This is a genomic window from Pseudarthrobacter sp. TRD_SC_9 (assembly GCF_055361265.1).
In genome coordinates this window covers 2,102,619-2,125,292 of record NZ_CM143956.1, presented here as the reverse complement: position 1 = coordinate 2,125,292, position 22,674 = coordinate 2,102,619, and the positions used below count along the sequence as shown (strand labels likewise).

Annotated in this window: 23 protein-coding genes and 1 riboswitch; of the genes, 16 read left to right on the top strand and 7 right to left on the bottom strand. The window is 62.9% G+C overall.

Going from position 1 to position 22,674, the window contains the following annotated elements; translation table 11 throughout:
- Window positions 1–39: 39 nt before the first annotated feature.
- Window positions 40–1,104 carry a spore photoproduct lyase family protein gene (locus ACWA13_RS09905; RefSeq protein WP_463933682.1) on the bottom strand — a complete coding sequence of 355 codons (1,065 nt, stop codon included), beginning with the start codon at window positions 1,102–1,104 and terminating at the stop codon, window positions 40–42.
- Window positions 1,105–1,288: 184 nt separating this feature from the next.
- Here ACWA13_RS09905 and ACWA13_RS09900 point away from each other — a divergent pair, with 184 nt between their 5' ends.
- From ACWA13_RS09900 to ACWA13_RS09890, 3 genes are all read left to right on the top strand, one after another.
- The gene (locus tag ACWA13_RS09900; protein WP_463933680.1) at window positions 1,289–2,686 is read left to right on the top strand and encodes a GAF domain-containing serine/threonine-protein kinase; all 1,398 of its coding nucleotides are present in this window, start codon (window positions 1,289–1,291) and stop codon (window positions 2,684–2,686) included.
- A 121-nt stretch (window positions 2,687–2,807) separates the two neighbouring features.
- Window positions 2,808–3,125, top strand: a complete 318-nt coding sequence (locus ACWA13_RS09895) for a putative quinol monooxygenase (RefSeq protein ID WP_463933679.1) — start codon at window positions 2,808–2,810, stop codon at window positions 3,123–3,125.
- A 194-nt stretch (window positions 3,126–3,319) separates the two neighbouring features.
- A complete protein-coding gene (locus ACWA13_RS09890; protein WP_463937899.1) occupies window positions 3,320–3,640 on the top strand; it encodes a DUF4345 domain-containing protein in 321 nt (106 codons plus the stop codon).
- Window positions 3,641–3,830: 190 nt separating this feature from the next.
- Here ACWA13_RS09890 and ACWA13_RS09885 read toward each other — a convergent pair whose 3' ends face one another.
- Entirely contained in the window at window positions 3,831–5,123 is a 1,293-nt protein-coding gene (locus ACWA13_RS09885; protein ID WP_463933677.1) for an alpha-L-fucosidase, read from the bottom strand.
- A gap of 226 nt (window positions 5,124–5,349) precedes the next feature.
- Here ACWA13_RS09885 and ACWA13_RS09880 point away from each other — a divergent pair, with 226 nt between their 5' ends.
- A complete protein-coding gene (locus ACWA13_RS09880; protein ID WP_463933675.1) occupies window positions 5,350–6,243 on the top strand; it encodes a ribonuclease Z in 894 nt (297 codons plus the stop codon).
- A 113-nt stretch (window positions 6,244–6,356) separates the two neighbouring features.
- Here the strand turns inward: ACWA13_RS09880 and ACWA13_RS09875 are convergent, their stop codons facing one another.
- Entirely contained in the window at window positions 6,357–7,202 is an 846-nt protein-coding gene (locus ACWA13_RS09875; protein WP_463933673.1) for a C40 family peptidase, read from the bottom strand.
- Between the two features lie 3 nt (window positions 7,203–7,205).
- A riboswitch (cyclic di-AMP (ydaO/yuaA leader) is annotated at window positions 7,206–7,372 on the bottom strand.
- 260 nt (window positions 7,373–7,632) lie between these two features.
- Between ACWA13_RS09875 and ACWA13_RS09870 the strand changes: the two genes are divergently transcribed.
- Complete coding sequence (locus tag ACWA13_RS09870; protein WP_463933672.1) at window positions 7,633–8,154, top strand: DNA alkylation repair protein; 522 nt, start codon at window positions 7,633–7,635, stop codon at window positions 8,152–8,154.
- A gap of 5 nt (window positions 8,155–8,159) precedes the next feature.
- Here the strand turns inward: ACWA13_RS09870 and ACWA13_RS09865 are convergent, their stop codons facing one another.
- The gene (locus tag ACWA13_RS09865) at window positions 8,160–9,053 is read right to left on the bottom strand and encodes a glucose 1-dehydrogenase (RefSeq protein ID WP_463933670.1); all 894 of its coding nucleotides are present in this window, start codon (window positions 9,051–9,053) and stop codon (window positions 8,160–8,162) included.
- Window positions 9,054–9,219: 166 nt separating this feature from the next.
- Here ACWA13_RS09865 and ACWA13_RS09860 point away from each other — a divergent pair, with 166 nt between their 5' ends.
- Window positions 9,220–9,780 carry an NUDIX domain-containing protein gene (locus tag ACWA13_RS09860; protein WP_463933668.1) on the top strand — a complete coding sequence of 187 codons (561 nt, stop codon included), beginning with the start codon at window positions 9,220–9,222 and terminating at the stop codon, window positions 9,778–9,780.
- Here the strand turns inward: ACWA13_RS09860 and ACWA13_RS09855 are convergent.
- Window positions 9,774–10,445: an endonuclease/exonuclease/phosphatase family protein gene (locus tag ACWA13_RS09855; protein WP_463933667.1), complete on the bottom strand. Its 672-nt coding sequence runs from the start codon at window positions 10,443–10,445 to the stop codon at window positions 9,774–9,776. The genes ACWA13_RS09860 and ACWA13_RS09855 overlap by 7 nt on opposite strands.
- A 149-nt stretch (window positions 10,446–10,594) precedes the next feature.
- On the opposite strand from ACWA13_RS09855, the gene ACWA13_RS09850 reads away from it, so the two are divergent.
- Together ACWA13_RS09850 and ACWA13_RS09845 are read left to right on the top strand one after the other, a co-directional pair.
- Entirely contained in the window at window positions 10,595–11,398 is an 804-nt protein-coding gene (locus tag ACWA13_RS09850) for a thioesterase family protein (RefSeq protein WP_463933665.1), read from the top strand.
- Window positions 11,399–11,405: 7 nt separating this feature from the next.
- On the top strand, window positions 11,406–12,155 hold the full coding sequence (locus ACWA13_RS09845; RefSeq protein WP_463933663.1) for a lipoate--protein ligase family protein: 750 nt from the start codon (window positions 11,406–11,408) through the stop codon (window positions 12,153–12,155).
- A gap of 141 nt (window positions 12,156–12,296) precedes the next feature.
- Here ACWA13_RS09845 and ACWA13_RS09840 read toward each other — a convergent pair whose 3' ends face one another.
- Window positions 12,297–12,554, bottom strand: a complete 258-nt coding sequence (locus ACWA13_RS09840; protein ID WP_463933662.1) for a mycoredoxin — start codon at window positions 12,552–12,554, stop codon at window positions 12,297–12,299.
- A gap of 151 nt (window positions 12,555–12,705) precedes the next feature.
- Between ACWA13_RS09840 and ACWA13_RS09835 the strand changes: the two genes are divergently transcribed.
- Both ACWA13_RS09835 and ACWA13_RS09830 read left to right on the top strand, forming a co-directional pair.
- Window positions 12,706–13,455, top strand: coding sequence for an SOS response-associated peptidase (locus tag ACWA13_RS09835; protein ID WP_463933660.1), 750 nt, complete (start codon window positions 12,706–12,708; stop codon window positions 13,453–13,455).
- Between the two features lie 106 nt (window positions 13,456–13,561).
- On the top strand, window positions 13,562–13,891 hold the full coding sequence (locus ACWA13_RS09830) for a chorismate mutase (RefSeq protein WP_463933658.1): 330 nt from the start codon (window positions 13,562–13,564) through the stop codon (window positions 13,889–13,891).
- A 2-nt stretch (window positions 13,892–13,893) separates the two neighbouring features.
- Here the strand turns inward: ACWA13_RS09830 and ACWA13_RS09825 are convergent, their stop codons facing one another.
- Window positions 13,894–14,283 carry a hypothetical protein gene (locus ACWA13_RS09825; protein ID WP_463933656.1) on the bottom strand — a complete coding sequence of 130 codons (390 nt, stop codon included), beginning with the start codon at window positions 14,281–14,283 and terminating at the stop codon, window positions 13,894–13,896.
- 154 nt (window positions 14,284–14,437) lie between these two features.
- Here ACWA13_RS09825 and ACWA13_RS09820 point away from each other — a divergent pair, with 154 nt between their 5' ends.
- From ACWA13_RS09820 to pdxS, 6 genes are all read left to right on the top strand, one after another.
- Window positions 14,438–14,788 carry a hypothetical protein gene (locus tag ACWA13_RS09820; RefSeq protein WP_463933654.1) on the top strand — a complete coding sequence of 117 codons (351 nt, stop codon included), beginning with the start codon at window positions 14,438–14,440 and terminating at the stop codon, window positions 14,786–14,788.
- Entirely contained in the window at window positions 14,785–18,285 is a 3,501-nt protein-coding gene (locus tag ACWA13_RS09815) for a DNA polymerase III subunit alpha (RefSeq protein WP_463933653.1), read from the top strand. Before ACWA13_RS09820 ends, ACWA13_RS09815 begins: the two co-directional genes overlap by 4 nt.
- 75 nt (window positions 18,286–18,360) lie before the next feature.
- Window positions 18,361–20,376, top strand: coding sequence for a threonine--tRNA ligase (thrS, locus tag ACWA13_RS09810; RefSeq protein ID WP_463933651.1), 2,016 nt, complete (start codon window positions 18,361–18,363; stop codon window positions 20,374–20,376).
- 15 nt (window positions 20,377–20,391) lie between these two features.
- Complete coding sequence (locus tag ACWA13_RS09805; protein WP_463933649.1) at window positions 20,392–20,973, top strand: HIT family protein; 582 nt, start codon at window positions 20,392–20,394, stop codon at window positions 20,971–20,973.
- On the top strand, window positions 20,963–21,592 hold the full coding sequence (gene pgsA / locus ACWA13_RS09800; protein ID WP_463933647.1) for a phosphatidylinositol phosphate synthase: 630 nt from the start codon (window positions 20,963–20,965) through the stop codon (window positions 21,590–21,592). Before ACWA13_RS09805 ends, pgsA begins: the two co-directional genes overlap by 11 nt.
- 136 nt (window positions 21,593–21,728) lie before the next feature.
- Window positions 21,729–22,655 carry a pyridoxal 5'-phosphate synthase lyase subunit PdxS gene (gene pdxS, locus ACWA13_RS09795; RefSeq protein WP_463933646.1) on the top strand — a complete coding sequence of 309 codons (927 nt, stop codon included), beginning with the start codon at window positions 21,729–21,731 and terminating at the stop codon, window positions 22,653–22,655.
- The last annotated feature ends 19 nt before the right edge of the window (window positions 22,656–22,674 follow it).

Below are 22,674 nucleotides of genomic sequence, written 5' to 3'. Positions count from 1 at the left end.
ACGGCCTTTGGTCAGGTGTGCAGAGCGCGTAGCCCGGCCTCAGAAGGCGTAGCGGATCCGGCAGTACGGTGCGATGTCGTTGATCAGCGCGGTCAGTTGCCGTACGTAAGCGCCCTTGGTTCCGGTGCGGTACCGGACGTTGGTGAAGCCGTTGGAGGAAACTTTTGCTTCCTGCAGTTCCGGGCGCCACAACACTTCCTCGGCCTTCGGATGCCAGCCCAGGTTCACTTCGTGGAGCCGCTCGTTGTGGGTCAGAAAGATTACCTCGGCCGCGAGTTGGGCTTTAGCGGCGGGTGTCAGGGTCGCATCGAGCTGCCGCAGCAACTGCTCCCAGTCGCTGAGCCAGGTGTCGGTGATTATGACGGGGGAGAAGTTCACGTGCACCTCATAGCCCGCCTCGACGAAGTCGTTGATGGCGGCCATGCGTTCGGCCACCGGCGAGGTCCGCACATCAATCGACTTGGCAAGGTCCGCGGGCATCAGTGAGAAGCGGATCCTCGTGTGGCCACCGTGATCCCAGCTGAGCATGGCCGGGTTCACGTACTTGGTGGCGAAGGACAGTTTGGCGGTAGGGAGGTCGCGGAAGAGGGTGACCAGGTCCTCGACGTTGTCGCTGATCAGCGCGTCAACGGAACAGTCGCTGTTTTCGCCGATGTCATAAACCCAGAGTTCGGGATCGCACTGGTTGGGTTCGAGCTTGAGGCCTTGGCGGTTGACATGCCGCTCAAGCGCTTTACCAATCTGGTCGATGTTCGCAAACACGGTTACCGGATTGCTGTACCCCTTGTGCCGGGGAACGTAGCAGTACGCGCAGGCCATGGCGCAGCCGTTCGCAGTCGACGGCGCAATAAAGTCCGCGGACCGGCCGTTCGGCTTGACGGTCAGCGCCTTTTTGACGCCGAGGATCAGCGCTTCAGTCTTGATTCGGGACCAGCGTGGCACGTTCGTTTCGTCGCCGTGCACTTCCGGGATGTTCCAGTGGTTTTCGACGAGCACCACCTCCGCGTCCGGCCAACGCGCGACAATCTCACGACCCCGGGGCAGTTCCAGTGCGGCGCTCTGCGCGTAGATGCGCCGGATCTGCAGCAGCCGGTTGAATTCCATGCTTCGATTCTCCCCAAAAGCCGGTCTCCGTAACGGAAATTAAGCCGACGGCGGCATGCGTAAAGTTCCCGGCAAGTGCCCCTGCTCCACTACGATGGAGGGTGAGCTGCATAACACTCCGAACCCGGCCGGACGACGTCGTCCCGAGGGCGGTTGTGGCAGGGCCGGGTACACGTGAGGAAGCATGATTGTGGGATCGGTACAGATTGGGCACCTCCTCAGCGGACGGTACCGGGTCGAAAAGTTAATTGGCATCGGAGCGCAATCAAGCGTCTACCGTGCTGCTGATGAGTTGCTCCGCCGCGACGTGGCAGTCAAGGTATTCCGTCATCATGACGGGGATGTCGAGCAGGTCCGCCGGCAGGAAGAGGAGGTGCGCATCCTGGCAGGCATGAGCCATCCCGCGCTTGTCACCCTTTTCGACGCCGGTGCGGATCTGAGCGATCCGGATAATCCCCTCAGCTACCTGGTCATGGAACTGGTCCGCGGCCCGGACCTTCGCAGCCAGGGTGCCGCCGGTCCCATGCCGGCCGCACGGATGGCCCATATCGGGCATGATCTTGCCGACGGATTGGCTTACATCCATCACCACGGAATAGTGCACCGGGACGTCAAACCCGCCAATGTTTTGCTGGTGGAGGAGGACGGCAGCGACAGCAGATTGAAGGCAAAGCTCAGTGATTTCGGCGTCGCACTGCTGCTGAGCGATGGCCACCCTGCGTCGGCGCGAGCCTCGTCCGGAACACCGCAATACCTCAGCCCGGAACAGGCTGTTGGAGGGCCGTCAGGGCCCGCCAGCGACGTCTACTCCCTGGGACTGGTCCTGCTGGAGGGACTGACAGGAGAGATTACCTATCCCGGTGCTCCCATCGAATCAGCGGTGGCTCGTCTGCTGCGGGATCCCCACATACCTGAAGCAATAGCTCCCAGATGGGTCAAGTTGCTGACATTCATGCTCGCCCGGGACCCCGCGGACAGGCCCACGGCGCTGGAGGTGTCGCTGTCCCTGCGCAAGGAAATCGCCATCAATATGGGCCGCCGCAGTATCGAGTCCATTGGGGCGGTACAGGACGAGGAGGCGAGAATGCGCGCCGTCCACCGCTACCGCATCCTGGACACTCTCCCGGATGGGACTTTTGACCGCGTGGTGGCAGTTGCTGCCCGGATGTTCGCGGTACCCGTGGCGATTGTCAGCATCGTTGACCATGACCGCATCTGGTTTAAGGCCCATCACGGCACCGATTTGGAGGAAACCGGAAGGGATCCCGGCTTGTGTGCCTCGGCCATCCTTCAGGACAAGCCCTGGGTGGTGGAAAACGCTACAATCGATCCGCGCGCCCTGGCTAATCCGCTGGTGGCCGGCGAGGCGAACATGAAGTTCTATGCGGGAGTGCCGCTGCGGACGCCTGACGGATACAACCTGGGAACCCTGTGCGTCCTGGACCGGGAGCCAAGGGAATTCAGTGCTGACGATGCCGAAACCCTGGAGAACCTGGCCGCGATCGTTATGAATGATCTGGAACTCAGGCTCCAGACGATGCACATGGTCGCCACGACTGAGACAGCGGAAGCGGGCAGATAGAAGGTGCGGTGACCACCTGGTTGGGCATGGCAGACTCAAACTGCCGCTCAAGCCGTTGCGGCGCAAACGAAAGAAGCGCGGATGCCGCTGTCGTCCGTGCCTGTCCAGCAAAGGAATGACCTTGATCTTCATCACCGCAAAATTCCCCGTCAAGCCCGAGCATGCGGATGCCTGGCCGGAAATCTCCAGGGCCTTCACCCAGGCGACCAACGCCGAAGAGGGCTGCCTGTTCTTCGAATGGTCCCGGTCGCTGGATGAGCCAAACACCTACGTGCTGATTGAGGCGTTCCGGGACGACGAGGCTGGCGGCGTCCACGTCCAGTCGGCACACTTCCAGGAAGCTACCCGCACCCTGCCACAGTATCTGGCGGCGACTCCGGACATCATCAATGTCAAGGTGGACGGGTGGTCCAAGCTGGGCGAGCTGGCCGTCGGCTGAACCAACCGCGAGAAGATTCAAAAGGGAACAGAGTGGTCTCCCGTATGAGTTCCCGCACTGATTGCTTCGGAACGGTAGGCTCCTGCTATGGAATACGATCACCCATTTACGCCAGCATGAGCTCGGTTGTCGCCGCCAGGTCGATCCGCGTAGTAATGGTGTGCTTGGGTGCGGTAGCCACGGTAACCGGCACGATGGTGGCGTTGCGTGGAACTGCATCCATACCGGGCGGCGCTCCGACAGTTGCAAGCAACGATAGTGTCATGCGCTTTTACGCGATCTGGTGGGCTGCCCAAGGTCCTGCCGCCTGGAACCTTGCCCGTGACCCTGATTTAGATCCAAGACAGCTGCGTGCCCTGTGCGTCACCACTTTCCTCGGTGGAATAGCTCGTCTGGCTGCCGCCCGGGCCAGTGGCCGGCCTCACCCATTGTTCCAAGGCTTGACCGTCATGGAACTGCTCCTGCCTCCGGTACTGCTCGCCCTTCGTCGAACGATAGAAAAGAGTACCCGCTAACGGTCTGCGCCAAGAGCTGCTGCAGCGACCAGTGCAGCGTCCACGACCTAGAGCAACGTCGAGCTACTGCAGTGCTTTCCGGAGCACGACACCTTCTTTAGCAGAGGGAGGGCAGCGCAGCGACTGGGGGTGAGCGGCTGTTAGCCAGGAACCTCCACATTGGGGGCGCGCCTCGAGGGGCGCAGCTTGTTCAGGAAGGCTGGCTGGTGAGAAAGAGCTCTATGACCGGCACCAACGTGCCCGGGCGCTGCACGGGAAGTTCAAGGGTGAGCGTACCCTCGGACAGGCCGCCCATCTGGGTGTTGTGCGCGGGGCGGTTGGGATCGTTGTCCAGGATGGCTACTTCCGAGGCGTCAAGCATGAGTTGGGCGTAGTCCACCTGTCCCGCCAGGCCGGAGAGGTGGATATGCCGGTACGGCCAGTCGAAGACGTGAAGGTACAGGCGGTCGCGCCGCTGGGTCAGACGGGTTCCGGTAGGTGCCTCGAATCCGGACGGCCCGGCGTGCCGGATGGACCGCTCATGGTCTGCCATCCAAGCTCCCAGGGAATGAAGGAGCTCACGTGCGCCCGGTTCGATCTCGCCACGCCCTGTGGGCCCGACATTGAGGATCAGGTTGCCGTTCTTTGAGACGCCGTCCACGAGCATCTTGACCACTGTCTCGGCGGACTTAAAGTCGTGGTTATCCCGGTCATAACCCCAGCTGCCGTTCAGCGTCTGGCAGGCTTCCCACACGGCAGGTTTGCCGTCCCGTTCCAGGGGTTTGAGCGGCTGATATTGCTCGGGCGTGATGTAGTCGCCGGGAATCCCGAGCCTGTCGTTGACGAACGCTCCGGGCGACAACCGCCGCACAATCCTCAGCAGCTCTTCCGAACCCCAGTCGTCGGCACCCTTGCCGCCCCAATACTGGCGTTCATAGGAAAAGTCGAAGAACAGCAGGTCCACTGGTCCGTGCAGGGTGAGCAGCTCCTCGACCTGGGCGTGGAGGTACTCACGGTAGCGTGCGATGTCCCGGCCGGCCTCACGGGCTTTGAACTCCTCGTCGTCGCGCTGCGGATGGACTCCGTCCACCGGGAATTCCGGATGATGCCAGTCGATGAGTGAGTAATACAAACCAACCCGGAGGCCTTCGGCACGTACGGCATCCATGAAGGGTCCGATTGCGTCAACACCAAACGGCGTCCGGGTGATCTTATAGTCGGTCAGGGCGGTATCCCATAGGCAGAAGCCGTCGTGATGCTTAGCGGTGAGCACCACGTACTTCATGCCCGCCAGCCGGGCCTGCCTGGCCCACTCCCTGGGGTCGTAGCGATCCGGGTCAAAGTGCGTGAAGTACTTCCGGTACTGCTCGTCGCTCAGGCGTTCGCGGTTCTTGAGCCACTCGTGCCTGGCTCCCAGAGAGTACAGTCCCCAGTGCACGAACATCCCTAACCGGTCCTGCACAAACCATGCGGGATCGGGGGAGACAGTAACTTCGGCGGTCATGAATCTCCTCGCGTTGTGCTGATGCAGGGTTCGGTCAGGGCGCGCGCACAGCCGCAGCGTCACTTTGAACGGTAGGGGAGGTGCTGTCAGGGGTCAAGCATTGATCAGATGAATCTGCAGGAAGCGTCATCCCGTATGTGAATCGGTGGCAGCACCGCGGTGAAACAGCCCGGTCAGAGGTCAGATGTAGTGGTTGACTGCCCAAATGGGGTGCAGACTCGGTTGCATGCGCGAACTCATTGTCCTCGGCACTGCCTCCCAGGTGCCCACCCGGACCCGCAACCACAACGGCTACCTGCTTCGCTGGGACGGCGAAGGCCTGCTGTTTGATCCTGGGGAGGGCACGCAGCGGCAAATGATCCACGCCGGCGTTTCGGCATCCCGGGTAACGCGGATCTGCCTCACGCATGTTCACGGTGATCATTGTTATGGCCTGCCGGGCGTACTCTCGCGCATGGTGCTCGACGGCGTCACGCACCCCGTGCACCTGCACTATCCGGCGTCGGGCGAAGACGTAGTCCGTGCGCTGGTGTCGGTCGCGACCCCGGGCCTTGACCTGAGGTTCCACCCGCATGGGGGCGCCGGGGCCATTGCCGATGACCTCGAGGTCCGGCCGCTGAAGCACCGTATCGAGACCTACGGCTACCGGCTTACGGAACCTGACGGCCGGACCCTGCTGCCCGAACGGCTTGCTGCTGCAGGAATCAGGGGACACGACGTCGGACGCCTGCAGCGTGAAGGCCGCGTTGCCGGCGTGCTGCTGGAGGATGTCAGCATTCCGCGTCCCGGTCAAAGCTTCGCCTTCGTGATGGATACAGCCGAATGTCAGGGAGCCGAAGAACTGGCACAAGGCGCTGACCTGCTGGTAGCCGAATCGACTTTCAGTGACGAGGATGTGGCGCTCGCCGACGAGTACCGCCATCTCACCGCCGGGCAAGCGGGCAAGCTGGCGAACGCAGGTGGCGTCCGGACCCTCGCCCTCACCCACTTCTCCTCGCGCTACGGCGACGACACCGCCCTGCTGGCAGGGCAGGCCGCTGCCCGCGCCGGATCCGCCGAGGTGATCGCGGCGAAGGACCTGGACAGAATCAGGTTTCCAAAGCGCCGTAGCCTGCGATGACGGAAGCGCTGCCTGCAGCCGGAGGGAGCGGGCACTAAAAAACTCCGGCCCCACGCTTTCTTTCAAAAGCGTGGGGCCGGAGCCGGTAGCGCTAGAAGATACTGCGCAGGATGTTACGGAACGCGTACGAAGGAAGCTCCGCTGAGCCAGCTGATGGAGTGAACCTCGGTACGGTTGCCGTCAACGCCGCCGCTGACAACCTGGCCATCGCCGGCGTAGATTCCCACGTGACCGGCAGTGATGACCAAGTCACCGGGAGCCGGGGTGGAAACAACGCTGCCGAAGGCGAAGAAGTGGGAGGGAGCGATGTCACCGACGCTGATGCCTACGGAACGGAGGGCTTTTTCAACCATCGCGGTGCAGTCCTGGTAGGTGCCGATCTGGCCGTATGCATGTGCCAGCAGGGCAGCTCCGGTACCGGTACCGGTGGAAGCAGCCGTGGAGGACATGGCGGTCAGGTTGACCGGTGAGGCGGCAGGTGCCGGGGCAGGTGCGGGAGCGGTGGTTGCAGCCACGGTTACCGCGGGCGCCGGCGCTGCTGCTACGGTGCCTGCGCCGGGGATCTGGATTTGGTCGCCGGGGTAGATGACCGAAGCCATTCCCAGGTTGTTGACAGCCAGAACATCGGCAAGGCTAACGCCGTAGGCTGCGGAAATTGCGCCGAGGGTGTCGCCGGAAACAACCGTGTGCACGTTGGCGGTTGCTGCGGCCGGTGCCACGGTCACGGGTGCCGGGGCGGCAGTTGCCGTCGTCTGGACGGTGCCTGCGGACTCAGAGCTGTTAACGCTGGCCTGGGCAGGGGCGCCTACGCCGAAGACCAGACCGGAAGCCGCGGCAACTGCCAGGGCAGGACGGCCGACGGTCAGGGCGTGTGATTTTGCCGTGTAGCTGAGGCCTGCAAGGGCGACAGAACCGGCGGGGGTTGCCCGGTGACGGGCGGTGGTTGCGTTTTTAGACACGGTTGATTGCCTCTCCTATGCCTGCGGGGTGAGCTGTCGGGTTCGGGTTGGAGATACCCGGCCGGTGCTCTATGCGAACTAGAGCGTTACCGGCTTAACCCCAAGGCTTCATTGTGAAGCCGTGAAAACTTGGTTCCCCCGTCCCTGCCATCATCAAGCGAAGGGGTCCCGGATCCAGCGGCAGGGCTCGGCATGCTGGAGGGAATGTCCCGAGTTGGGCGGGACACCCATCGACAATACCTTCTTCTCGTCTGAAAGTCACAATCTGGTAACAAGCTGGGAGTGTTCAGTGAGTCGCATGGGTAAGCTGAGGAAACTATGTGCCTTTTCGTTACCACAGCCAGTGCCTACAGGCAGGACTCGTGGCACTTGCCCTCGTGGGTGCCGAGCGATGCCGTCAGCGGTCCTGAGGGCTGATTGGGAGGTTGACGTGCAGGGCCTAATAGAGCAGGCTGCAGGATTCATAGACCGCACCCTGCATAACGAGGGCGCCTCGTACAGGGTGGATGACGTCGAATCCCGGCTGGGTGGCGTCCTGGCCTCTTATGGTTCCTCTATTGGCGCAGTCCGTGGCACTGTTCGCGACGCGCTGAACAAGTTCAGGGAGTTGGACCACGACGGCGTCACCATGCTGGCATCCGCCCTCTGGGGACGTCCCCGGCCGGGAAGCAAGCCAGTATTTGAAAGGCGTCTCGCCGCCGTGGTTCTCCTGCAATCGCGGGTGGGTCTTCTTCGGCATTCGGACTTGACCAGGATCGAAGGCCTCCTGCGTTCTGCCGAAACTCAGGAGCTTGCCGGGCCGCTGGTCAACGACGTCACCCTGCCGCTGCTGGCCGCGCTGAGCGGGCGGAACCGGCGGAAGGCCGACGTCGTTATTGCCCGCTGGGGCCAGGATGCAGACCCGCGACTGCGCCAGGCTGCCCTGCTGGCGAAATCGTCGGATCCACCCTAAGTCCTTTATGGTGTCGGGTTGCCACCGTTGACGTTTAGTGTTTCGCCCACCACATAGCTTGATTCGGCCGACGCCAGAAACACGTAGGCCGGCGCCAGCTCTGCCGGCTGTCCGGCGCGGCCCAGCGGCGTGGACTGGCCAAACTCAGGCAGCTTTTCCTTGGGCTGGCCGCTGCTGACCTGCAGCGGCGTCCAGATGGGTCCGGGAGCCACCGCGTTGACCCGGATGCCCTTCGGTGCCAGCTGCTGCGCGAGGCCCTTGGTGAAGTTGTTGATGCTGGCCTTGGTGGTGGCGTAGTCAATCAACGTAGGTGACGGGTTGTAGGCCTGGATCGACGTGGTGTTGATGATGGTGGAACCGGCCGGCATGTGCTTGACGGCCTCCTTGGTCAGCCAGAACATCGCGTAGACGTTGGTCTTCATGGTGTGGTCGAACTGCTCGTCGGTGATGCCACCAATCTCCTCCTGAGCGACCTGCTTTCCCGCATTGTTGACCAGGATGTCCACGCCGCCGAGGACCGCAATTGCGGTGTCCACCAGTTCGCGGCAGGTGGCCTGGTCCTTCAGGTCACCGGGTACCTTGACTGCTTTCCGGCCAGCGGCCTCGATGATGCCCGCGATCCGTGCCGCGTCCTCTTCTTCCTCCGGAAGGTAGGACAGTACGACGTCGGCACCCTCCCTTGCGAATGCGATGGCAGTGGCCGCGCCGATTCCCGAGTCAGCTCCGGTCACTATCGCTTTCCGGCCGTCAAGCCTGCCGGTGCCGCGGTACGTTTCCTCACCCAGATCAGCTTTGGGCGTCAGTTCCGCATCAAGGCCGGGCTCCGGCTGGTGCTGTTTGGGCGGGGAAATCTCCGGGTAGGCGGTCACGGGGTTCCGGAAGGTGTACTGGTCCGTCATGGTCGCTCCTCTTGAGTGGCTGGACTCTGCACCTGCAGACAATGGCAACTGCAGACATTGGCAACTGCAAACAATGCTAAGCATGCTTACGTTCCTAGCCTAGGGGTGGCCGGGCGTTTATGCCAAGCCGGACCCACGTACGGATGCGGCCTGTCAGACTTGGAGGATGAACCAGGACACAGCAGCCACTTCTGAAGCGCGGTCTGCCAGGGCGCTGCATGCCCAGGCGCTGTCTTCAGAGGCTCCGCACAGTATCAGGAGCAAGCCCCGGGACGCGGGCGACGCCTGGGTGGAGGGTGACCGCGGCAGGTTCTGGGGGCGCTTCGGGGCTGCTGGAGTGCTGGCGTACGATCCTGCCAAGGGCGTGCTGCTGCAGCATCGCGCGGTCTGGAGCCACAATGGCGGAACCTGGGGACTGCCAGGCGGTGCCCTGCATCAGGACGAGGATGCTGTGACCGGCGCGCTGCGGGAGGCCTCTGAGGAAGCGGCTGTGCCTTCGGACGGCGTCGAAGTCCTTTTCACGTCGGCCCTGGACCTGGGCTACTGGTCCTACAGCACGGTGGTGGTGAAGGTGACCAAACCCTTCGATCCGGTGATCAGCGATCCGGAAAGCATTGAGCTGCGGTGGGTTCCGGTGGCGGAGGTCGCCGCCCTGGACCTGCATCCGGGCTTCGCCGCGGCCTGGAACGGACTGAGCGCCAGGATGCTGGCACTGGCCGGTCAGTAGCCGTATTCGGCGGTGACCAGGATAGGGAGGTGGTCTGACTTCCCCCGCGGCATCGTCTGCACGCTGGTGATGTTCAGCCCCACGGAAGTCGCGAAGTCAAAGTGACCTTTGAAGACCTTGTAGCGGGTGTAGGTCCGCTTGTCACTCAGTGACAAGGCATAGCCCGAGTTCTTCATGTGGGTGTCCAGCTTTTTGGTGAAGAAGGGGTAGTTGAAGTCGCCCACCATCAGCGTCATCAGGCCGCTTCCCATGGTGAGCAGTTCCGCATGCGCGGCGTGGATCTGCTTGCGGCGGAGCGAGTTTGACGCCGTCAGCGGGGCGGCGTGGAATGAGCCAATCACCAGATGGTGGTCTGTTTCGTTGTCCACCACGCGGGTGCCGATCAGCCGCTCGTGGGCGGGGGCCAGGATCCTGTCATGAAAGGACTTATGCAGGGCAAAGGACTGGGTGCTGACAGCCGTGAAGCGGTCTTCGCGGTAGTAGATGGCCAGTCCCAGGCGGTTGGTCTTCGTGGTGTCCGCGAGCTTCAACGGCCCAAGGGTTGGGGGCAGGTCTTTGGAATCGCACTCCTGCAGGCACATGGCATCCACGCCGAATTCGGTGGCCAGATGCAACAGTTCGCTGCTGGCCGCGTGCTTGCGGAGGTTGTAGCTGATGACGCGCATAAGGAACCACTTCCTCCAAAGGTTGATGTCACGAACAGGCAACGAGTCTAACCATAACGGCTGTCCGCAAGCTTTCTGGCGGGAGTGCCGGTACAAGGCGATAAAGTGAATTCCAGACTTGCTTGACGCCATTGAAAGGGCTTTTTCCGTTGACTGCTGATCTATCGGGCCTTGCTGAAGGCGATCACTACTACAAGTCGCTGGGCGAGGGCCGCTACCGGTCAACGATCCACGCCCAAGGTGCCTGGAACGACCACGAGCAGCATATGGCCCCCGCCTCGGGAATCATGGCGCACGCCTTGGAGAACTTTCAGCCCCGGCCGGAATTGCGCATGGCCAGGCTCAGCTACGAGATCCTGGGCCTGATTCCGGGCGGTGAATTCCAAGTCACCACCACACTGCTGCGTCCGGGAAAGACCATCGAACTGGTGCAGGCGGAGCTCACAGCCAACGGCCGCACGGCTATCCGTGCCACCGCCTGGCGGATGCTGACTTCGGATACGTCGGAAGTGGCCGCCGTCGAGGATCGCCCCATCCCCGGCCCCCACGACTGCAAACCCTATGACGCCGCGACCATCTGGCCCGGCGGCTACATCCGTTCGCTGGAATTCCGGGTGGCGGACGGACACCGCCCCGGCGCGGGCACCGTCTGGCTGACTACGCCATACCCGTTGACCGACGACGGTACGCCCAGCGATCTCGCCCGGCTGGTCGGGCTCGTGGACACTGCCAACGGCATTGCCACCCGGGTGCCGCCAGGCAAGGGCAGCTATGCGTTCCCTAATCTGGACCTGCAGATCCACATGTACCGCAAGCCCGCGGGCGAGTGGCTGGGGCTGGAAAACAAAGTGTCGTTCGGCTCGGACGGAATCGGGCTTACTTCCAGCGTGCTGCACGATCTCCAGGGACCCTTCGGGCGCGCCGAACAGATCCTGACGTTGCGGAAGAGCTGAAACGCCAATGACCGTGACAGAGCCTGCAGGATTTCCCCACACCGGCGCCCGCCCGGTTCTGGCTGTTGTGAAGCAGCAGGAAACGCTCGGCGCCGCCGGAGACCTTGACCATGCCCTGGAGCTGCTTGCGCAGGCGAAAAGAGGCCTGATCGGCCCCACCCTGAGGCTCTACCGCCCTGAGCCAACGGTCGCATTCGGCCAGCGGGATGCCAAACTGCCGGGATTCGAGGCAGCGACGCAGGCCTGCCGGCGGCTGGGGTTCGAACCGCTGGTCCGCAAGGCGGGAGGCCGCGCCGCCGCCTACCATCGCGGCAGCCTGGTGGTGGACCATATTGAGCCCGCCGCGGACGCGATCTCCGCAGTAAAAGCCCGCTTTGGCCTGTTCGGCGACCTGCTGGCCGGCGCTCTGCAGAACGCCGGCGTGGATGCTGCTGTAGGCGAAATTCCCGGCGAATACTGCCCGGGGGAATTTACTGTCCACGGCGTGGACCCGGCGGACCCGGCACACCGGATCAAGCTGATAGGCACCGCGCAGCGCGTTGTTGCCGGAGCTTGGCTTTTCAGCTCGGTGATAGTGGTGGAGGACTCCGGCCCCATCCGGGAAGTCCTGACCGAAAGCTACGCCGCGCTGGGCCTTGACTGGGACCCGGCCACGGCAGGGGCAGCCAACGACCTGGTACCGGACATCGACGTAGGCATCGTTGAACAGGCCGTAATCGATGCCTACGCCCTACACTCCCGGCTGGAGTTCGCCTGAGCCCCATCTCGCGGGCACTTCCAGGAATTGTTGATGGCTGCCCAGGCCGGCCATCAGGCCACAGCGGAAACAGATCAGGGCCGGGGGATACCCGGCCCTGATCTGTCTGTCACACTGTTCCCACTGCGGGAGCTGCCACTGCTAAGCGGCCAGCCGGCTCTTGACCTCGGCGGCTGACGGGTTGGTCGCGGCGGTGCCGTCCGGGAACAGGACGGTGGGTACCGTGCGGTTGCCGCCGTTGAGCTGTTCGACGAGGTCCGCGGTACCTTCGACTTCCTCGATGTTGATCTCCGTGTAACCGATGCCCTGGGCATCCAACTGCTTCTTCAGGCGGTTGCAGTAACCGCACCAGGTGGTGGAAAACATGGTGATGGTGCCGGTCTCGGGGGTGAAATCCACGAAATTCTCCTAAACGATGGGGTTCTCGATTGTCTCAACGGTAACCCGCACCGGAAGTATTCCCGCTGCCGTGGCCGTCGGATGCGTCCGGATGTCAGCGGCTGCCACGGTCCCGGATGACACTCGTCGGTGACGGTGGCATGCTGGTGCCATGTGTGGACGCTACGTGATGGCCAGGGCGGTCGGAGACCTGCTGGCCCAGTTTGACGCCCGGTTGGAGGAAGAACTGGAGGTTCCGCCGTCGTGGAATGTGGCGCCGACGGATCCGGTGCCCATCGTCCTTGAGCGGAACCTGGACGGCGAAACCGTGCGGCAGCTGCATATGGCACGGTGGGGACTGGTGCCCTCGTGGGCTAAAGACCCGAAGATCGGTGCAAGCATGATCAACGCCCGCAGCGAGACGGTGTTGGAAAAGCCGGCCTTCCGTAAGGCGATCAAGTCCCGCCGCTGCGCTGTTCCGGCCGATGGATACTACGAGTGGAAAAAAGGCGCCGGAAAGGCAAAGCAGCCGTACTACGTACATCCCGGCGACAGCCACGGCCTGGCCTTTGCCGGATTGTACGAATGGTGGAGGAACCCGGCCGTCCCCGACGGCGAGCCGGGGCAGTGGTTGTTGTCGACGTCGATCCTCACCACCGACACTCCACCGCCGGGGGCTGAGTCGATGGTCTTCGGCAAGCTCACTGAACTCCATGACAGGGTCCCGCTGCCCATGAGCAGGGAAGCTATGGAGGCCTGGCTGGATCCTGAGGCCGACGACGCCGCCGGCTTAGTCGATCTGGTCAGGTCCGGGGTTAAAGATGCAGCGGCAGACTGGCATGTCGATTCGGTGGGTCCCGCCGTCGGAAATGTGCGCAATAACGGGCCGGAACTCATCCAGCCGGTGGAGGCGCTCTTTTAGCCGCCATGTTCCAGTACCCTGCATAATGCCGCCGGAAAGGCAAACGCCGCCATGTCGGCGTCGTAAAGTGTTCGACTACTGCCAGCCGGCTCGCTAGTGTCGAGGAATGGCCGCTATTTACGAGAATGATAAAAACGACAGAGACGCTTTGGCCGACAAGGAACAGCTCGCCGCAGTCCGTGTTGCTGTTGATGAAGTGGATGAGCAGATCGTCACGCTGATCGCCCGGCGGGAGCGGCTCATCCGCATTGCCGGAACGCTCAAGGGCGACGACGCCGAGGTGCGTGCGCCCGGACGCGTGGAGCGGATCATTGAGCACGTCAGGGACGCCGCCGAGAAGAAGGACATCGATCCGGACATCGTGGAGCGGACCTACCGGGAAATGATCTCCGGATTCATCGAACTGGAGATGAAGGTCCACAAGCAGAGCAGTTGAAGCTAGAGCGCTTCCTCAACGGGAACGCCTGACTGGAACTCCCTGCCGTCAGCTTCGCTGAAGGCCGATATCACATGCCCCTTGCCCAATCCATGGATGGCGTCGATGGGGAAGTGCCCGGTAATCGTGTTGCCTGAGTGGGTCACCCCGCCCAGGTCGTAGTTTTCTTCCGTACCTTGTTCATGGTTGAACGAGTAGAAGGCAATGGCCTCCCCGTTCATAAATTCGATCCCCAGCCGTCTCTGTGACGAGTAGTCCGGGCTGGCAGCGACCAGCCCAACAACATAGGCGCCCGATCCCGGGATGTTGCCGTCGACGTCGAAGCGGGCAATGAGGTCGGAGCCGTTGGCCTCGATGTTGACCTTTTTGAGGAGTGCGTCATGGGTACTCATGCCACCATCCTGCTCCCCGCGGTGGTGTCCGTCCACCCCATGTAGTTTTTGTCCTGGGCCGGGCGTAGACTTTGGTTATTCGAATATGTGTTCGAGTGTTCTTGAATAATCCGTTTGAGTAGCCAGTTTTAAGTGGCCAGTTCCAGGAGGTGCCATGGGCATGTTCAGCGAGTCGGTAGACGTCGTCTGTACCACTGCCGGGCAGCCGTTGCGGCTCCGGTGGGCCGGCAGGGAGTACACCCTTTGCGCCGATCCCGTGCGCTGGTATGAACGGCGCCAGTGGTGGGCGGAGGAAAGCCGGGCTCCGCTGGGCTCCGGCCCAGGACTGGTTGACCACGAAATCTGGCGGGTCCAGGTCCGGGAGGACACCCCGGGAAGGAAACCGGCCCCCGGGCCTTCATCTGAATTACCGGACAGCCTCACGCTTGACCTGGTACGGCACGCGGCCAGTGGCCGTTGGCGGCTGCTGCGTATCCACGATGCCCTTCGACCCCAAAGCGCATGACCTTTACCCACCTCCACGTCTCCACCGCCTTCAGCGCACACTATGGCGTGTCCTGGCCGGATGAACTGGCCCAGGCCGCCGCTTCGGAAGGGGCAACCGCGCTCGCCTGCACTGACCGGGACGGCCTCTACGGCACCGTCAAACACCTCAAAGCCTGTATGACCGCAGGAATCGATCCCATCGTCGGGGTGGACCTCGCGATCTTCGACGACGAGGGCGATCTCCGCAGCCAGACCTCCGGCAGGGTGGTGGTACTCGCCCACGGGCACAACAACGGAGCAGGTTACCGGGCGCTGTGCCGGCTTATCTCTGACGCCCACGCCCGCACCTCCGGCAAAGCCGGCGGCGCTGTCCCGGTTGCGGTCACCCGCGCGGAGCTCGCTTCCCGCGTGCTTGATCCCGCTACCTTGAAGCCGGTCCTGACGGTGCTGTTGGGACCCGATTCCGACGTCGGACGTGCCATGGGCGGCCGCCGGTACCTCCGCCCCCGCACCCTTTTCAAACGGTGGATCGACGCCATGCCGCCGCGCTCGCTGGTTGCCGAGGTGGTCTCCCAGTTGAGCGCTCCTGGCCAGCCCATGAGTACCGCACAGGCCGTCCGCATGCTCCGGCTGGCGGAAGAGCACCACGTCCCCGCAATTTTGAGCAACGCGGTCCGCTACTGCGCCGAAGACGGTGCGGCTACGGCCGACGTCCTGGATTCGGCCCGGACCCTCAAATCCCTGCCCGAGCTTCTCTCCGCCGAACCCGTCCTCGCCCCTAATGGCCAGGCCTGGCTCAAACCGCCGGTACTGATGCGTGAACTCGGCAAGGAAATCATTTCCGCCGCCGGGTACGGAGGTGCAGACCTCAAACAGATCCTGGCCCAGACTGAGTCGCTCGCGGACCGTTGCCGGATGGATCCGGTAACGGACATGGGCTGGAAACAACCGGTGGTGCCGGAGGCTTCTGTCATCGGCATTGACCAGGAGCCCTATCTGGAGCTGAGCCAGCGGTGCGAGGCCGGAATCGGCAGGAGGTTTCAGGGGATTTCGGGCAAGGCGGAGGCCCGGATGCGCCACCGGCTTGACCATGAGCTGACGATCATCCAGAACCTTGGCTTTTCCTCCTACTTCCTCACAGTGGCCGAGGTGTCCCGGATGATCCAGGACATGGGCGTCCGGGCGGCCGCCCGTGGCTCGGGAGCTTCCAGCCTGGTCAACTACCTGATCGATGTCAGCCAGGTGAACCCGTTGCAGCATGACCTCATCTTTGAGCGGTTCCTCTCACGGGACCGGGCCACCCTGCCGGACATCGACATCGACGTCGAAAGCGCCGAACGGCACAACGTGTACCGGCGGATCTTTGACCGGTTCGGTTCGGAACGGGTCACCCTGATGAGCATGCAGAACGGCTACCGGGCCCGTGGCGCCGTCCGGGACGCCGGCATGGCACTGGGGATGGACAATGACGATGTCGGCCAGATCGCCAAGCAGCTGTGGCGGTTTTCGGCGCGGAACTTCCGTGAAGCGCTGGTGGAGAAGCCTGAGTTGAGGGAGTTCGCTGGGCGGGTGGAGCAGCGGGACTACAGCGAAAACCAGCAGCTGGACATGCTGGTGGACCTGACGGAGCGGCTGGATCGGCTGCCACGGCATATTTCCATGCACCCTTGCGGAGTAATCCTGGGGGACGCCACGCTGCTGGATCGGACGCCCGTCCAGCCAAGCGGCCTTGGCCTGCCCATGAGCCAGTTTGATAAGCACGACATGGATCCCATGGGCATGCTCAAGCTGGATGTCCTGGGTGTCAGGATGCAAAGCGCCATGGCCTTCGCGGTGCGGGAAGTGATCCGCATCCACCCGGGAAAGGCGGAGGTGGTGGCGGCAGGCCGGCATCCCGCCGGCCAGGACGGCCGCGGTCCGGATTATATTGCAGAAGACGGCCACATCGACCTCAACGCCGTGCCGTTGGATGATGAACCCACCTACGAACTGATCCGGAGCACCCACACCCTGGGCTGCTTCCAGATTGAATCGCCCGGGCAGCGTGAACTGATCGGGAAAATGGCTCCGCGGGACTTCAATGACCTCATCATCGACATCTCGCTCTTCCGCCCCGGGCCTATGAAATCGGACATGGTGCGGCCGTTCCTGGAGCACCGCCATGGTTTCGCGCCGGAGGCCTACCCGCATCCGGACCTGAAACCGGTGCTGGAGGAAACCCACGGTGTCACGGTGTTCCACGAACAGATCCTGAAAACCCTTAACATCATGACGGGCTGCGGGCTGGCCCGGGCAGATGAATTCCGGCGTGCTTTGGGGAACGAAGCACTGGAAGGGAAGGTGGAGGAATTCTTCCGGAAGGAAGCCCATGCCAAGGGCTACTCCCCGGAGGTGGTAGACAAAGTCTGGGGCACGCTGAAGTCCTTCGGCAGCTTTGGTTTCTGCAAAGCCCATGGCGCTGCCTTCGCAGTGCCCACCTACCAGTCGGCCTGGCTGAAGACCCACCATCCCGAAGCCTTCCTGGCCGGTCTATGGGAGCACGATCCCGGGATGTACCCCAAGCGGCTCCTGGTCGCTGAGGCACGCTGGCTGGGAATCCCCATCCTGCCGCTGGACATCAACCGCAGCCAGGCGGAATACCGGGTGGAACGGGTTAAAGACGGGCCGGACCGCGGAAAGCTGGGGATCCGGCTGAGCCTGGATGGAATCTTCGGGCTGTCCGGAGCGGAACTTAAACGGATCGTGGCCGGCCAGCCCTACGACTCCCTGGCGGACCTCCGGGCCCGCGCCCGGATCACCAAACCCAGCATCAGCAGGCTTGCCCAGTTGGGCGCCTTCGATTCCCTGCACCGCGGATCCGGCGGGGAGGCCAACCGGGCAGACCTCGTCCAGCACCTGCGGAACCTTCACAACCTCCAGAGCACCTCCAGCAGCCGCAAGGGCGTGGAGGTGGTGGAAGGACAGTTGTCCCTGCCCTTGGGGGACGTTGAACTGCGGAACATCAAACCCGGACTTCCCCAGCCCACCTTGGTGGACCATGTCCGGGCGGAGCTGGACCTGATGGCCGTTGATGCCAGCGGCCACCTGATGGAGAGCCACCGCCCCCTGCTGGACCGGATGGGTGTCACTACCGCAGACAAACTGCTGGGACTGCGCAACGGTACCGAGGTCCTTGTTGCCGGCGTCAGGGTGGCTACCCAGACGCCGCCCATGCGTGGCGGCAGGCGGGTGGTATTCATCAGTATCGACGACGGCACGGGCTGTGTTGATTCGGTGTTCTTCCACGAGGCACAGGAGCAAGCCGGGCCTTTGCTGTTCGGGACCCGGTTGCTCCTGGTCAGGGGGATTACCAGGCGAACCGGGCCCCGTGGCATCAGCCTGAGCGCGTCCATGGCCTGGGACCTCAGCAAGGTGGAGACCCTGCCGTTCCCCGGGCCTGCTCCTGGCGGTCCTGATGTCCAGCATCCTCTGGAGGGCATCCGCCAGACCCTGGCGATCACCGGCTTCAGTGGTTGATAGCATGGACGATGGCTGGCTGTGGTCCCCGTACGCCACAAGCTATGAAGCCTCACCACTGAATAGGAGACACCCGTGTCAGATGCCCAGCAGATCACCCTCATCGTCGATGGCGAAGAGAACAAGGTGACTACCGGGACCACCGGGGCCGAACTCTTTTTTGAACGCCGCGATGTTGTGGTTGCCCGGGTCAACGGTGAACTCAAGGACCTGGACCAGGAGCTGCCTGACGGTGCCGAGGTCGAAGGCGTTACCATCGAGTCCCCCGACGGACTGAACGTCCTTCGCCACTCCACCGCGCACGTGATGGCCCAAGCTGTGCAGCAGTTGCGTCCCGACGCCAAGCTGGGCATTGGCCCGTACATCACCGACGGCTTCTACTTCGACTTCGACGTGGCCGAGCCGTTCACCCCGGAAGACCTGAAGACCCTGGAAAAGATGATGCTCAAGATCGTCAACCAGAACCAGAAGTTTGTCCGCCGGGTGGTCTCCGAGGACCAGGCCCGCGAGGCCATGAAGGACGAGCCCTACAAGCTGGAACTGCTGGGCAAGAAGAACGATGCCGACGCCGTCGACGCCGGTGAAGGAGTCAGCGTTGAGGTTGGCGCCGGGGACATCACCATTTACGACAACATTGACCGCAAGAGCGGCGACGTCATCTGGTGTGACCTCTGCCGCGGCCCGCACCTGCCGAACACCAAACTCATCTCCAATGCGTTCGCTTTGACCCGCTCATCGTCGGCGTACTGGCTGGGCAACCAAAAGAACCAGCAACTGCAGCGCATCTATGGCACAGCCTGGCCCACCAAGGACGCGCTGAAGGCTTATCAGGAACGTATCGCCGAAGCTGAGCGGCGCGACCACCGCAAGCTCGGCGTCGAACTTGACCTTTTCTCCTTCCCGGACGAGCTGGGCTCCGGCCTGCCGGTGTTCCACCCCAAGGGCGGCATCATCCGCAAGGAGATGGAGGACTACTCCCGGCGGCGCCACGTCGAGGCCGGATACGAGTTTGTGTACACCCCGCACATCACCAAGGGCCACCTGTATGAAGTCTCGGGACACCTGGACTGGTACAAGGACGGCATGTTCCCGGCTATGCGCGTGGATGAGGAACTCAACGCAGACGGTACAGTCCGCAAGCCTGCCCAGGACTACTACCTCAAGCCGATGAACTGCCCCATGCACAACCTGATCTTCCGGTCCCGCGGGCGGTCCTACCGTGAACTGCCGCTGCGGCTCTTCGAATTCGGTTCCGTCTACCGGTACGAAAAGTCCGGCGTGGTGCATGGTCTGACGCGCGTCCGTGGCATGACACAGGACGACGCGCACATCTACTGCACCCGGGAGCAGATGAAGGACGAACTGACCAAGACCCTGACGTTCGTGCTTGACCTTCTGAAGGACTACGGCCTGAACGACTTCTACCTGGAACTCTCCACCAAGGATCCGGAGAAGTACGTCGGCGAGGACGCCGCCTGGGAAGAAGCCACCCGGACCCTCGCCGAAGTGGCCGAAGAATCCGGCCTCGAACTGGTCGCTGACCCCGGTGGAGCCGCCTTCTACGGGCCGAAGATTTCGGTCCAGGCGAAGGATGCCCTCGGCCGTACCTGGCAGATGTCCACCATCCAGCTGGACTTCAACCTTCCCGAACGTTTCGAGCTGGAATTTCAGGCAGCCGACGGCACCCGCCAGCGGCCCGTGATGATCCACCGTGCACTCTTCGGTTCCATCGAGCGGTTCATGGGGGTGCTGACTGAGCACTACGCCGGAGCCTTCCCGGCTTGGCTGGCGCCTGTCCAGGTGGTGGGCATTCCGGTGGCGGAGGCCTTCAACGACTACATGTTCGACGTCGTGGATCAGCTTAAGGCTGCCGGTATCCGTGCTGAGGTTGATATCTCCTCGGACCGCTTCCCGAAGAAGATCCGCACCGCGAGCAAGGACAAGGTCCCGTTCGTCCTCATCGCCGGTGGCGAGGATGCCGAGGCCGGGGCTGTTTCCTTCCGGTTCCGCGACGGCAGCCAGGACAACGGCGTGCCCATCGCCGAAGCAGTACAACGGATCAGCGACGCCGTACGGAACCGCGCAAGCTAGCGAAGGATCACACAGGTGCAGGAGAACGCAGGCTATTCCGGGGACGCCGGCGTAACCGACGAATTTGAACTCGCCGGTGTACCGGACGCTTTCCAGCGCCTGTGGACTCCGCACCGGATGGCCTACATCAAGGGCGGCCAGTCACAGTTCCAGAACAAGGATGACTGCCCGTTCTGTGTAGGGCCGGCGCGAAGTGACGAGGAAGCCCTTATCGTGCATAGGGGCAGTACTTGTTACGTGGTGTTGAACCTGTTTCCTTATAATCCGGGTCATCTGCTGGTCTGCCCGTACCGCCATGTGCCGGACTACACGGATCTCACTGCCGAAGAGACCATGGAATTTGCCATGCTGACGCAGACTGCCATGCGCGTACTGCGTAAGGTGGCCAACCCGGGAGGTTTTAATCTCGGGATGAACCAGGGTGTGGTCGGCGGCGCCGGAATCGCCGCCCACCTCCACCAGCACGTGGTGCCGCGGTGGGGCGGAGACGGCAACTTTTTCCCCATCATTGCCCAGACCAAGGCCATCACCCAGACCCTGGACGAGGTCCGTCTCCAGGTCTCCCAGGCCTGGCCGGGGGAAGCCGATGCTGAATAGGTACGCAAGGGCCTTTTTCACGTCCTTGTTTTCACCCCTGGCCCGTTGGCTGCTCCGCATAGGCGTGACGCCCGACGCCGTCACGATTGTGGGTACCGCGGGGGTAATGATTGGGGCCCTGGTGTTTTATCCTCTGGGCCAGCTGTGGTGGGGCACGTTGTTCATCACTGCGTTCATATTCTCGGATGTCATCGACGGCATTATGGCCCGCCTTTCCAACGGCGGCGGACGCTGGGGAAACTTCCTCGATTCGACCCTTGACCGCCTTGCTGACGGCGCCTTGTTTGCCGGGGTTGCCATCTGGTTCTTTACCGGCGGGGCAGACCGTCCTATTGCGATCGCTGCGCTGCTCTGCCTGGTCCTGGGCATGGTGGTGTCCTACGTGCGCGCGAAGGCTGAATCGCTCGGCTTTGACGCCAACGTAGGAATCGCCGAGCGCGCCGAGCGGCTGGTATCGGTGCTTGTTGTCACGGGATTTACCGGCCTGGGCCTGCCCCCGGTAGTGCTCCTGGTGACGCTGGTGGTGCTGGCCGCAGCCAGCCTGGTCACGGTTGTGCAGCGGATGCGGACTGTCCGGCTGCAATACCTGGGCGATTCCGGTGTCGTTCCGGAAACATAAATTCAGCCCTGCCCCTGCTGGGGACTAGTATTGGTTGTGCCCGATCACGTGATCCGGCACACCCGCGGGTATAGCGCAGGCAGCGAATGCCACCTGTTTCCCGCTGACGATTATCTAGCTACCCATAGGGGTTTTTGTGTCTACACCAGATGTAAGCAACGAAGCCGGCGTGCCCGCCGCAAGCGTAACGGGCAGCAACCGTGTCAAGCGCGGCATGGCGGAGATGCTCAAGGGCGGCGTCATCATGGACGTCGTTAACGTCGAGCAGGCCCGCATCGCCGAAGATGCCGGTGCTGTTGCCGTGATGGCGCTGGAACGAGTTCCGGCTGACATCCGTGCCCAGGGCGGTGTCTCGCGTATGTCGGACCCGGACATGATCGACAAGATCATCGACGCCGTGTCCGTGCCCGTCATGGCCAAGGCCCGGATCGGCCACTTCGTCGAAGCCCAGATCCTGCAGTCCCTCGGCGTTGACTACATTGACGAGTCCGAAGTTTTGACACCGGCCGACTACATCAACCACATCGACAAGTGGAACTTCACGGTCCCCTTCGTCTGCGGTGCCACCAACCTTGGGGAAGCCCTGCGTCGCATCAATGAGGGCGCGGCCATGATCCGCTCCAAGGGCGAGGCCGGCACCGGGGACGTCTCCAATGCCACGGGCCACATGCGCAAGATCCGTGCCGAAATCGCCAAGCTCGCGGCCCTGCCCGAGGACGAGCTGTACGTCGCCGCCAAGGAACTCCAGGCTCCGTACGAGCTCGTGAAGGAAATTGCCGCCACCGGCAAGCTTCCTGTGGTGCTGTTCACCGCCGGAGGCATCGCCACCCCGGCGGACGCCGCCATGATGATGCAGCTCGGCGCCGACGGCGTGTTCGTTGGTTCCGGTATCTTCAAGTCCGGCAACCCGGCCCAGCGCGCAGCCGCCGTTGTGAAGGCCACCACCTTCTACGATGACCCGGACGTCATCGCCAAGGCCTCCCGCGGCCTGGGCGAGGCCATGGTGGGCATCAACGTGGACGAGATCCCGCAGCCGCACCGCCTTGCCGAGCGCGGCTGGTAAGTCTTCTTTTAGGGCGCCG